The 11896-nt window shown below is 71.6% G+C and carries 9 protein-coding genes and 2 pseudogenes; 4 read left to right on the forward strand and 7 right to left on the reverse strand.

Annotation, left to right across the window (positions count from 1 at the left end; genetic code table 11):
- A pseudogene (locus ACLEQD_RS25250) lies at positions 1 to 1128 on the forward strand (hypothetical protein); the annotation flags it as partial.
- A 6-nt stretch (positions 1129 to 1134) separates the two neighbouring features.
- Positions 1135 to 1926 (forward strand): hypothetical protein, encoded by a 792-nt coding sequence (locus ACLEQD_RS25255; protein ID WP_171418298.1) that lies wholly within the window; start codon positions 1135 to 1137, stop codon positions 1924 to 1926.
- Here ACLEQD_RS25255 and ACLEQD_RS25260 read toward each other — a convergent pair.
- Complete coding sequence (locus ACLEQD_RS25260) at positions 1923 to 2147, reverse strand: twin-arginine translocase TatA/TatE family subunit (protein ID WP_338262104.1); 225 nt, start codon at positions 2145 to 2147, stop codon at positions 1923 to 1925. The genes ACLEQD_RS25255 and ACLEQD_RS25260 overlap by 4 nt on opposite strands.
- A gap of 117 nt (positions 2148 to 2264) precedes the next feature.
- Here ACLEQD_RS25260 and ACLEQD_RS25265 point away from each other — a divergent pair, with 117 nt between their 5' ends.
- Complete coding sequence (locus ACLEQD_RS25265; RefSeq protein WP_410387450.1) at positions 2265 to 2981, forward strand: glycerophosphodiester phosphodiesterase; 717 nt, start codon at positions 2265 to 2267, stop codon at positions 2979 to 2981.
- Here the strand turns inward: ACLEQD_RS25265 and ACLEQD_RS25270 are convergent, their stop codons facing one another.
- From ACLEQD_RS25270 to ACLEQD_RS25280, 3 genes are all read right to left on the reverse strand, one after another.
- Positions 2982 to 3890: a hypothetical protein gene (locus ACLEQD_RS25270; RefSeq protein WP_410387452.1), complete on the reverse strand. Its 909-nt coding sequence runs from the start codon at positions 3888 to 3890 to the stop codon at positions 2982 to 2984. It abuts the gene before it with no gap.
- Between the two features lie 193 nt (positions 3891 to 4083).
- The gene (locus ACLEQD_RS25275; protein ID WP_410387454.1) at positions 4084 to 7329 is read right to left on the reverse strand and encodes an MXAN_5808 family serine peptidase; all 3246 of its coding nucleotides are present in this window, start codon (positions 7327 to 7329) and stop codon (positions 4084 to 4086) included.
- A 217-nt stretch (positions 7330 to 7546) separates the two neighbouring features.
- On the reverse strand, positions 7547 to 8386 hold the full coding sequence (locus ACLEQD_RS25280) for an EI24 domain-containing protein (protein ID WP_410387455.1): 840 nt from the start codon (positions 8384 to 8386) through the stop codon (positions 7547 to 7549).
- 59 nt (positions 8387 to 8445) lie between these two features.
- Here ACLEQD_RS25280 and ACLEQD_RS25285 point away from each other — a divergent pair, with 59 nt between their 5' ends.
- Positions 8446 to 9795, forward strand: a complete 1350-nt coding sequence (locus ACLEQD_RS25285) for a glutamate--cysteine ligase (protein ID WP_410387457.1) — start codon at positions 8446 to 8448, stop codon at positions 9793 to 9795.
- A gap of 39 nt (positions 9796 to 9834) precedes the next feature.
- Here the strand turns inward: ACLEQD_RS25285 and ACLEQD_RS25290 are convergent, their stop codons facing one another.
- From ACLEQD_RS25290 to ACLEQD_RS25300, 3 genes and pseudogenes are all read right to left on the reverse strand, one after another.
- Positions 9835 to 10458: an outer membrane protein gene (locus tag ACLEQD_RS25290; protein WP_410387459.1), complete on the reverse strand. Its 624-nt coding sequence runs from the start codon at positions 10456 to 10458 to the stop codon at positions 9835 to 9837.
- Positions 10459 to 10565: 107 nt separating this feature from the next.
- A complete protein-coding gene (locus ACLEQD_RS25295) occupies positions 10566 to 11138 on the reverse strand; it encodes a hypothetical protein (protein WP_410387461.1) in 573 nt (190 codons plus the stop codon).
- Positions 11139 to 11194: 56 nt separating this feature from the next.
- Positions 11195 to 11788, reverse strand: a pseudogene (locus tag ACLEQD_RS25300) (Hsp70 family protein); the annotation flags it as partial.
- Between the last annotated feature and the right edge of the window lie 108 nt (positions 11789 to 11896).

Here is an 11896-nt window from a genome sequence, read left to right on the forward strand (position 1 = left end):
GGCCTTGCCGCCGCGGGTTCGACGGAGCTCGCGCCGGATCCGCTCTTCGACTTCGCCATGGACGCCCCCGCGGCTCCGGACGCGGGGTCGCTGCGCCATGCCGCGAACGTCGCCGTCGCGCCCTCCCCGAGCGGCGCCACGGCGGTGGGGCCGGTGGTGCCCTCGCCGGGCTTCGAGAGCGACGACCCGTTCGCGTCCATCGACGTGGCCGCTCCAGCCCCGGACCTGTCCGCCGCGCCCGTGGACTCCGGCGCGGCTCCGGAGCCGATGGGCGACCTGTTCGACTTCTCCGGCGCGGGTGCTTCCGGCGAGGAGGGGATGGCCCCCACGGACACCGGCCGCGCCGCGCTCCTGGGGGACGTGCCCGCGGAGGCCGGCGCGGACGAGCCCGGCGGCATCTCCCTGCTGGGCGACGTGCCCGTCTACGACGACGGCGACCCGTTCAAGATCACCACGCCCCGCCGCGAGGTGGTGGACCTGGCCAACATGCGCGGCGGCCCCGCCGTCACCGTGGCCAAGCCGTCCGCCCGGATGGAGGACGTGGGCATGCCCCAGCGCCGGCTGCCCGGCCGCGCGCGGAAGGTGACGGGGCTGGTCCTCAACCTCGCCATCGCCACCGTGCTGGTGGTGGCCCTGGGCGCGCTGGGCACCGTGTACCTGCGCGACGGCAAGGTGGACCCCTCCACGCTGTCCCCGGACCGGCTGCGCGCGCTGGTGCTGCCCGCGTCCCGCCCGTTCATCGCGAGCGACGTGTCCAACGGCCTCTACGAGACGCGCGACGGCCGCATGCTCTTCGTCGTGCGCGGAGAGGCGGAGAACCGCAGCGGTGCCGCCGCCGCCGTGCGCGTGCGCGCCGCCTGTTCGACGGCGACCGAGCGGGTGCGGCTCGGCGGAGGGCTCGCGGGCGCGCTCGCCACGCCGGAGGAGCTCCACGCCGTCACCACCCGCGAGGCCGCCACCGCGCTCCGCCAGCGCATGGACGCCGCCGCCCTCCCGGTGCCGCCGGGCGGCAAGGTGCCCTTCCTGGTGATGCTTCAGGAGTTCCCCGCCGACCTCTCCGGCTTCCGGCTGGAGGTGACGCTGGAGCCCGTTCCCTCAGAGCCCACCGCCGACCGCACGGGAGGCTGAGCGGTCATGCCCACGCTGGAGGAGGCCCGCGCGCTCGCGCGCAACCTGCACGCCCTGGGCGGAGGCGCCACCGTGCGCCGCAAGGCCGCCGCGCGCGAGCTGGCCCGGCGTGAGCCGTTCGACACGAACGAGCTCATCGGCCACCTGCTGACGCTCTCCCGCGCCGGGCAGGCCCCCGCCACCTGCGTGCTGTCGGACTTCCTGGCCGCGCTGGATCAGGAGGCCGAGCACATCCCCCACCTGGTCGCGCTCCGGCGCATGGCCCACGTGCAGTCGCTGGAGGCGGTGGCGGACCTCTTCGCGCAGGGGCCCGCGCGCAAGGAGCTGGACGCGGACGCCGCCGCCCGCGCGGACGCGCTCGCCGCCAACCAGTCGCTGGGCCACCTGAAGCAGCAGGCCCGCCTCACGCGCGACCCTGACGTGCTGTCGCGCCTGGCCACCGTCAGCAACCCGGCCGTGCTGCGCAACGTGCTGATCAATCCGCGCCTCACCGAGGACCTGGTGGTGCGCATCGCGGCGCGCAGGCCCGCGCGTCCGGAGCCGCTCGTCGAAATCTGGAAGTCGCCGCGCTGGTCCGTGCGCCACAAGGTGCGCCGCGCGCTCGCCTTCAACCCGTACCTGCCGCCGGAGGTGGGCGCGAAGCTGGTGCCGCTGCTCACCACCGCGGACCTGCGCGAGCTGGTGGAGGACACGGGGCTGCTCCCCGCGCTGCGGCAGCAGGCCGCGCGCCTGCTCCTGGCGCCAGCGCCCGGCAGCCCGCCCGGCCCGCTGGTCCTCCCGACGGGGGAGGAGTTCTAGGAGCGGCGGTCCTTGTTGGGGCCTTCGGTGAAGTCCGCGTCGGTGTGGCCCCGGCGCGAGTGGGGCAGGTGCTTCACGTCCACCAGGTCGTCGCCGCGCGACGCCTTGCGGAACGAATAGACGAACTTGCCCACCGCGTTGCCCAACTGCCCCATCCGGGCGGCCGAGAAGACCACCAGCAGGATGAAGCCGAGGACGATGAACTCTCCGAGGCCCAGCATGCGGCGGACACTGCAATAAACCCCCCCGCGAGGCAAGTCGCGCCCGCGTCCACCCCCGGACGCCCGCCCGACGTGGACGCTGCGCCGGGGGGCCGTTCCAGCGCACACTGCGCGCCCATGCTCCTGCTCGCTCACCGTGGTGCCAGCGCCGACGCCCCCGAGAACACCCTGGAGGCCTTCGCGGAGGCCGTGCGCCAGGGCGCCGACGGCGTGGAGCTGGACGCCAGGGTGTGCGGCTCCGGCGAGGTGGTGGTGTGTCACGACGAGCGCCTGGACCGCCTGGCGGGACAGCCCTGGGAGGTGCGCACCACGCCCTGGTGGAAGCTCTCCCGCGCGGACGTGGGCACGCCCCTGGGCTTCGCGCCCGCGCGCATCCCGCTCCTGGAGGAGGTGCTGGACGCGCTGCCGGAGCACTTCCTGGTCAACATCGAGCTCAAGTGCGAACGCTTCGACGACGGCGGCCTGGCGGCGGGCGTGGCGCGGCTGCTGGGCGACCGCGACCTGGCGGGCCGCGTGGTGGTGTCCAGCTTCAACCCGCTGTGCCTCTTCCGGCTGGCGGCGGTGGCGCCTGGCTTGCGCCGGGGCTTCCTCATCGACCCGGACAAGCCCTGGGCGCTGCAGGCGTACGCGCTGAGCCCGCTGGTGTCCTCGCACTCGGTGCACCCCTTCCACGAGGCGTGCACGCCGGAGCGCGTGGCCGCGTGGAGGGACGCGGGCTTGAGCGTGGCGGCGTGGACGGTGGACGACCCCCAGCGCGCCCGCGAGCTGCGGGACCTGGGGGTGTCCTACCTCATCACCAACCGCCCGGGCCGCGTGCGACAGGCCCTGCGCTGACTAGAAGTCCAGGCCCAGCGTGGTGTTGAAGGCGAAGACGGACGGCAGGTCGCGGCTGCCGGCGCCCTCCTGGTCGAAGCTGCCCAGGTTGGTGAGCGACAGCTCCGCGCCCAGCTGCAGCACGCCGCCAATGAAGCGCGCGCCCGCGTAGAAGCGCGGGGTGAGGTTGTCGCCCGCGTTCACCCGCGAGTATGGCGCGGTGTTGGTCAGCGCGTCGCGCGAGTCGTTGCCCAGCGTGTCCGCCACGGTGCGGCTGGGGTCGAAGTCCAGCGTGCGCGTGGTGGCGCTGACGAAGTTGAGGTCCAGGCCACCGTAGGGCGTCAGCGTCACCATGCCGCCCAGGGGGAACTGCTTGCCCACGCCAATGTCCAGGCCCGTGGTGGTCAGGTCCAGGTTGTGCGCGCCGAACAGCTTCGTCACGTGCAGGCGCAGGCCCACGTCCGGCAGGTAGGTGAAGCCCTCGTTGACGGCCCACTTCAGCTCGCCCGTGGCCGTCACCATGCCGCTCTTCTCAATCCAGCCCACGCGCCCGCCCAGCTCGAGCGAGAAGGGCAGGCCCTTGCGCACGTGGAGCGACGGCACCAGCACGGAGCCCGGCTGTTCCTTCTCCGTGGGCAGCTGCACGTCCTCCGGCAGCGACACCACGGACAGCTCCGCGTTGAACGCGAAGCCCGAGTGCCCCGTGGTGCGCGGAGGCATCAGGTTCGCCGACGTCATCACCGCGCCGAACGTGCGCGCGAAGGCCCGGAAGTCCGCGCTGGCTTCGGCGAACTCCGTTTGGGTGATGACGGCGGTGGCGCCCCGGCGCTCGACGCCGAAACGGGAAAGCACCAGGTCGTTGTCGTCCGCATGGGCCGCGGCCCCGGACAGCGCCGTCGCGAGCAACAGGCACCGACTGAACGTCCGCATGGGGGAATCACGCCTCCGGGACGCATGCCGGCCAAGCGGGCGCCCACCTGCGGCGGACCCTAAATCGGCCCTCGGTGAAGCGTCAACAAAACGGGCGGCCCTCCTCCAGGGAAACACCCCCCTTTCGAAAGGGGGACGTCCGCTGGAAGCGAGCCGCCCGTGGGTCAGGCGGTCCGGGAGCGAGCCCGGGAGGCTACTGCTGGCGCGGCTTCACCGGCGTGGTGGCCGCGGCGGCGGGCGTCACGACCTTCTGCGCCACCTCCGCCGGACGGCGGCGGATGACCAGGGTGCGGCGGCTGGCGAACTCGCTGCTCTCGCGGGCCACCACCAGCACGTTGTTGTTGCCCTCCTTGAGCGCGAAGTCGGAGGTGAACTTCAGCGTGTGGGGCTCGCCGCCCTTGGGGTCCACGGCCTTGAAGTAGACCTTCTGGTCGTTGACCAGCACGTAGACGTCCAGCAGGCCGTTGGGGTCCTTCACCGCGCCGGAGAGGGTGAACTTGTCGCCGTTCACCACCACGCCGCCGTGGGAGGGATCCACGTCCAGCTTGATGTCCGGCGGCTGGTGCGTCGTGCTGAACGCCACCGTCTTGGGCGCGGCGGCCTTGCCGGACTTCACTTCCTTCGCGTCCTGCGTGCGCACGAAGGCGAAGCGGTCCTTCTCCAGCGCGACCTTGTAGTAGCCCTTGGTGGTGGCCTCCAGGGCCAGCGTCGCGCCCTGCGGCAGCTTCGCCACCGGCCGCGCGTCCGCGGTGGGGGAGGCGAACAGCTCCGCCTTGTCCGACAGCTTCACCAGGCCCTTCTTCGCCTCCAGCGGGGCCACGGGGCCGTCCTTCACCGGCAGCTGGAGCTTCTCCAGGACGAACTCCTCCAGGGGCTCGTCGAGGATGGCCAGCTTCAGCGGGAAGGTGTCGCCCTTGAAGCCCTTCTTCAGGGACACCTGGAAGCGCGCCGTCTTCGTCTCACCGGGCTTGATCTCCCCCAGCTTGAAGCGGCCCTTCTCGATGAAGATGTTCGCGTCGCCGCCGTTCTTGATCTGCGCGAACGAGTCCAGCGCCGGGCCCGTGCCCGTGTTGGTGACGTCCATCACCACCGTGACGTCCTCGCCGCGCTGCACGACGCCGTCGCCGTTGCACTCGGAGCAGGCATCCACCACCTGCCAGTTGAAGGCGAACGTGGGGCGGGGCAGCTCCACGAAGGACAGCTCCGACACCAGGGTGTCGCGCAGCGGGCCGTGGTCGTCGAACAGCTTCACCTTCACGTCGTCGCGGCGGCTGGTGAGGTCCTTGGGCAGGCGCACCTGCACCTTCCAGGACTTCTTCTCACCCGGGGCGATGGCGCCGAAGAGGAACTCGCGGCGGTCGAGGAACGCGTTGTCGCTCTCCGTCCAGCCACGCACGCGCTTGAGCGGCTCCGTGCCCTTGTTCTCCACGTGGATGACCATGTCCAGCTGGTCGCCGGCGGTGATCTTCGCGTCGTTGCCCGGGGAGAAGCTGGCGTCCAGCTGCACGTTCTTCGGCGTGGGACCGGGGCTCCAGTCCAGGCCGAGCGCGGCGATGGCGTTGTTGATGCGCTGCTCCTCCTCGTTGCGCTTCTGCTCCACGAACTGCTTGCCCTTGGCGAGCTGCTCGCCGCGCTTCACGGCCGGCACCTTCAGCACGAAGTCGCGGGCGAACTGGACCTCGAAGTCCTCCTTGATCTCCTCCTGGGACTCCGCGTCCAGCTGGTCGTCCAGGTCCTCGCCCTGGCCGGCGACGTCCACGTCCAGGAGCGGATCATTCTCGCCGTGCTCCTTCTTGTCCTTGGTGCCCGGCCTGGCGGCGACCTTCTCCTTGGGCTCGTCCTTCTTGGCGGCGGCCTGGGCGGCCTTCTCGTCCACCTTGAGGTACTTGAGGCTGGTGCCCGGCTTCTCGCGGTCCAGGACCTCCTCGCGCTTCTTGGCGATGGTGGCGGACTCCGGGTTGCCGAAGTGCTGATCCAGGTCCGCCTCGCCCATGGACTTGCGGGGCGCGAACACGTCCACCCGGTCCGCGGTGACGCGCGTGGGCACGAGCTGGATGTCCGGCACGATGCCGACCTCCTGGATGGAGACGTCGCCCGGGGTGAGGTACTTGGCGATGGTCAGCTTGAGCGCGCTGTCGTCCGGGAAGTCGTACAGCACCTGCACGCTGCCCTTGCCGAACGTCTGGCGCCCGATGATGACCGCGCGGTCCAGGTTCTTGAGCGCGCCCGCCACGATTTCCGACGCGGAGGCGCTGCCCGCGTTCACCAGCACCGCGATGGGGTAGCTCTCCTCGCCGTCCGTGGGACGCGCGCGCTTCTCCTCGCGCAGCTTGTCGCTGAAGCCCACCGTCGCGACGATGGTGCCCTTGGACAGGAACGTGTCCGACACCTGGATGGCCTGCTCCAGCAGACCGCCCGGGTTGCCGCGCAGGTCCAGCACCAGGCCCTTGAAGCCGCCCTTGGCGTCCGCCTGCTTGCGGATGTCCGTCAGCGCCGCCTCCAGGTCGCGCGTGGTGTTGCCCTGGAAGTTCTTCAGGCGCACGTAGCCCACGCCGCCCGCGAGCAGCTTGTGCTGCACGGACTCAATCGAAATCATGGCGCGCGCCACCGTCATGTTGCGCGCCTTGTCCCAGCCGTCGCGCTCCACGGTGATGGTGATGCGGCTGTCCACCGGGCCGCGCAGCTTGGACACGGCCTCGTTGAGGTCCATGTTGACGGTGGACTCCTCACCAATCTTCTTGATGCGGTCGTCCTTCTGGATGCCGGCGCGGGACGCGGGCGTCTTGGGCAGCACCTTCACCACGGTGAGGTTGCCCTCCTTCATCTGGATGACGAAGCCCAGGCCGCCGAACTCACCCTTGGTGGACAGCTTCATCTCCCGGTACAGTTCCGGGCGCAGCAGCACCGAGTGCGGATCCAGCGTGGAGAGCATGCCGTTGACGGCCGCGTACTCGATGTCGCGCGTCTCCTCGATGGGACGCATGTTCTTGGACAGGAAGTCGAACACGTCCTTCAGCGCGAAGGACATCTTCCACAGGGAGTCCACGTGGGAGATGTCGAACTCCTTCTGCTTGCCGTTGACGTTGACGTTGAGCTTGCCCGTCTCCGGGTTGCCGTCCACGAGCACGTCCGGGACGCTCTTCTCCACGTACTCCAGGGAGGCGATCATCATCTCCTTGGGCTTCACCCGCTTGGGGTCGACGTAGTTCTCCTTCACGTAAAGGATGACCTTCGTCAGGACGCGGAGGCTGTTGAGGTCGTGAGGCGCCTTCTCGCCCTTGCTGGCGGAAGGCAGCGCGCCGTCCCAGGAGTCCTGCCCCGCCTCCGCCGCTCCCACGGTGAGGGGGAGGGGGGCACGGTCACTGCCTGCGAATGCCCAGGCCCCCAGAAGAACGGCGACGGCGGTGATGCGGCGGAAGATACGCGGCATGCGGTTCATCCCAGCTGAGGCGCGAGGGGCGCCTCGGGTGATGCGTGAAAAGCCCTGTGAATCCGAACGGTTCGACGAGTGCCAAGGGACCTGGAAGCGGCCGGGCAAGCCTAATCACGGCTTCCAGGTGCTTCAAGGCGTGGCCTTGTCACTAGCGACCGAGAACGTCTGCCGCAGGCAATGCGTTCCCGGGCGGCCTGCATGGATGGACAGCCGGCATGCCCCTTTATTTCGCTTCAGGACGTCCACCGGGCGAAGGGCTCGCCGGCCCCAGCGCATCCGGGGGCGGGGGCAGGTCCCCGGCCTCCCTCAGGCCCCGGTACAGGAGGGTGCCCCCGACGACGGCCACCGGGAGGAAGAAGGTGTTGAGGACGGGCACCCAGAGGAGCAGGTAGACGCCCGCGCCGAAGCCCAGGCAGAGGGCCTGGCGCTCGCGCAGCATCCGGCGCACCTGGGCGAAGGGGTACAGGTGGCGCGTCATGGGCGCGGCTAGGTGCTCCGCCGCCATCCAGAGCATGGTCCACAGGCTGGCCAGCACGGTGAACGCGAGGCTGCCCAGACCCGGCACGAAGTTCAGGGGGAGCAGCAGCGCCAGCCCCAGGAAGAGCAGCGCCATGCGGGCGAGCGTGTGCAACAGCCCTGTCGTCATGCTCCGGAGGAAGGAGGCGGGGGAGAGGACGGCGTCTGTTTGCGCACACTCGGCCTCCGTGGCCTCCGACAGCGGGTCCTGCAGCGGCGTCAGCAGGAGGGGAGGCACCACGTTGGCGCCCACCACCCAGGCGACCAGCGCGCCCAGGACGAGCGCGACGAACCAGCCGGCGCGGCCGTACCAGGACTCCGGCCGGGCCCATACGGACTCCAGGAGGCCGGGGGCGTAGCGGTAGAGGAGGACGGCCAGGGCCACCAGGGCGACGGCGGTGATCACCGCGCACAGGCTGGACAGGAGGAAGAGGCGGCGCGAGCGGAAGATCAGCCGGAAGGCGCGGCCGAGTACCCCCACCCCCTGGAAGAAGTCCGACAGACGGGGCCGTGGGGAGAGGGCGGGGACGGGGGACGCAGGACGCATGGGGGCGGGGTGCTCAAATGAGGGCAAGGCCAACGGCCCCCGTTATATAGGGCGCCCTCATGTCCCTCGACCTCAAGCGCGTGGCCTCCGAGCCCCTCACCTCCACCGCCCCCCTGGTGGAAGAGCTTCGCAAGGCGGAGAAGCCCCGGGCCCAGCACCGGCTGGGGCTGGAGCACGAGAAGTTCATCTACCCCGTGGGGTCCGCCCAACCCGTGCCCTACGAGGGACCGAACGGGGTGGGCGCCCTGCTGGAGCGCATCGCCCCGGGTGGCTACGAGCGCTTCCGGGAGACGCCCCAGTCGCCGGTCATCGCGCTGCAGCGCGGGATGGCGGCCATCTCCCTGGAGCCGGGCGGGCAGTTGGAGCTGTCCGGCAGCCCGTTCCCCACGGCCCGGGAGGCGCACCAGGAGAACCTCCAGCACCTGAAGGAGGCGAAGGCGGCGGCGTCCGGCCTGGGCCTGCGGCTGGTGGCGCTGGGCTACCGGCCGGTGGGCACGCCTGGGCCTGGAGGGGTGGAGATGCCCTGGATGCCCAAGACGCGCTACCAGGTGATGCGCCGCACGCTGCCGGAGCGAGGCCGGCTGGCGCTGAACATGATGCTGATGACGTCCACCGGGCAGGTGTCGCTGGATTGGGCGGATGAAGCGGACTGCGTGCGCAAGACGGTGGCGGTGGCGCGCCTGTCGCCGCTGCTGGTGGCGCTGTACGCGAACAGCCCGCTCCTGGAAGGCAAGCCGTCCGGCTACATGTCCTTCCGCAGCCGCGTCTGGGAAGAGGTGGACCCCACGCGCTGCGGCTACCTGCCGTCCTGGTTCGACGGCTCGTTCTCCTACCAGGCCTACGTGGACTGGGCGCTGGACGCGCCGCTGCTGTTCCTGCGCCGCGAGGGCGAGTACCGCCACCCGAAGCTCACCTTCCGCCAGCTGATGCAGGAGGGCTACGAGGGCAAGCCGCCGGACATGGGGGACTGGACGGACCACCTGTCCACGCTCTTCCCGGAGGTGCGGCTCAAGAAGGTGCTGGAGGTGCGCGGCGCGGACTGTGCCAGCGCGGCGATGACGGGGGCGCTGGGCGCGCTCTGGCGCGGCCTCCTCTACGACGCGCAGGCGCTGGAGGAGGCGGAGCTGCTGCTGCCCCGGCTGACCTTCACCGAGCACCTGGCCTTCCACGACACCGCGCGCCGCGAGGGGCTGGCCGGGAAGCTGGGGCCGCGCGAGCTGCACCGGCTGGCGGGGGAGATGGTGGCCATCGCGAAGCGGGGCCTGATGCGGTTGGACCCCGAGGACGCGCCGCTGCTGGCGCCGCTGGAGGCGGTGGCCGCGTCGGGCCGGTCGCCGGCGCAGGCGGTGCTGGACGCGTGGAGGGAAGATCCGCGTCCGGAAGTGTTGATGACGCGCTTCGAGCTGTGAGGCGCGGCCCTTCGCGGACGCGGACCTCGTGGGCGGCGGCTAGAAGCGGCCGCCCACGGTGATGTTGCCGTTGAAGAGGCTGCCCTTCGCGTCGCTGGTGGTGCCGGGGACGGTGGTCAGCTCCTCTCCACCGAGGAGGCGGTACGTGCCGCGCACGCCGGCGAAGAGGTTGCCCGCGCGGTAGTCGAGGCCCGCCGCCATCGGGAACTCCGTCTGCCAGTCATTGCTGTAGATGGGCGACGCGCCGTCCGAGGAGTCCAGGTAGCTCAGGCCCAGGCCGACGCCGACGAACGGCTGCCAGTGCTCCTTGACGACGGGGCCCAGCTTGCCCAGGACGGTCCCGTTGTTGCGCCAGATGTGCTGGCCATCGCGCACGCGGGCGTCATCGATGGGGATGCGCTGCCCTTCGTAGCCGACCTCCACGCCGACGAGCGGCGCGGGCTGGGCGACGGCGGTGATGCCGAACAGCGGACCCACGCCCGTCTCATCGGACAGCTCTCCGGTGAAGCCGCCCAGGCCCGCGCGCACGTCCAGGCCGGCTTCGACCTCCTGTTCCTGGAAGCCGACCCTGCGCCCCACCTGGGTCGCGTCCACCGCGAAGGCCGGGCCCGCGATGCCCACGCCGGCCGCCACCACCCCCGCAATCATCGAAGTCTTCTTCATGTCCAGGTTCCTCCCGGTTCGTGAACTGTCGGACCTGGAATGGAAGCTGGGACGGCGGGGCCGGACGGTGCACCTGCCCCGGGGACGGAGCCAGGGGGCCGAGCGCCTCAGCGCCGGCCGAAGAGCTTCTTCAAGCCGGACAGCAGGCCGCTCGGCCGGGCTTCCGGTTCGGTGTGGAAGGGCGAGCGGGCGATGAGGGCGTCGCGGGAGGCGTCGTCCAGGTCCTCCGTCGCGAGCGTGACGGGCTGCCGCTTCGCGCCGGGCAGGGTGGCGCTGAAGGCGAGGGTGCCGTCGGTGGACAGCTCCAGGTGGACCTCCACCTCGCCGGGGCGCTCCACGGTGAGGGTGAGGGCGCCGAGCCATTCGTTCTCCACGGCGCTGGCGGCGGTGCCCTGGAAGAAGGCGAGCGCCAGCGGGCCGGGGGCGGTGACGGGGATGACCAGCGTCTTGGAGGTGGGCAGGCGGGTGTTGCGCTCCAGCACGCGGCGGAAGGCGCCGGCGTCCTCGGCGACGCCGATGGGCGCGGTGAGCACTTCCGACACGCTGGCGGCGGGCTTGCCGGTCTCCGACAAGAGCAGCGCGTGGCCGAGCAGCGCGGCGCCGCGCACCACGGCGGTGCGGGCGTCCACGTCGTCGTCGCGCACGGGCACGCCCAGGCTCTCCTCCAGGCGGCGGCGCACGAGGGCGCGCGGGACTGGCCGCCCACGAGGAGCACGGCGTCCAGGCCTTGAGGGGAGAGGGCGTTGGACTCCAGCACCTCGCGGGTGACGGAGACGACGCGCTGGGCGAGGTCGGCGGTGAGGGCCTCCACGCGCTCGCGGTCGAGCGTGGGGCCGGGGCCCGTGGGCAGGGTGACGTCCACGGAGTCCTTCGTGGAGAGGGACTCCTTGGTGGACTCGGCGAGGGTGCGCAGGGGGCCCCAGTCGAGCGGGTGTTCGGGGCGCGGGTGGCCCTGTTCGGAGAGGTCGCTGACGAGCGCTTCCGCGATGCGGCCGTCGAAGTCCATGCCGCCCAGCGTGGGGTCCCCGCCGGTGGTGACGACCTCGAGGTCGTCGCCCGTGACCTGCACGACGCAGACCTCCAGGCCGCCGCCGCCCAGGTCCACGACGAGGACGCGCTTGCGAGCCAGGCCCCGGCCGTGCGCGTACGCGAGCGCCGCGGCGGCGCTGTTGGTGAGCACGCGGGGCACGTCCAGGCCGGCCATGGTGGCGGCCTCGCGCAGGGCGGCGCGCTGCCGTTCGGTGAAGTGGGACGGCGCGCAGAGGACGGCGCGCGTCACCTTGCGGCCGAGGAACGTGGTGGCGGCCTCGCGCAGCTCGCGCAGCAGCATCGCGGTGAGGAGGGTGGGCGCCACGACGCGGCCCCCCCAGCTCCACGCCCGCGTCGCCGTGGACGTCGGTGGCGATGGGGAAGGGGAGCTGCGGGGAGAGCCAGCGCA

Source organism: Corallococcus sp. 4LFB, from assembly GCF_046520365.1.
Taxonomy (GTDB): Bacteria; Myxococcota; Myxococcia; order Myxococcales; family Myxococcaceae; genus Corallococcus; species Corallococcus caeni.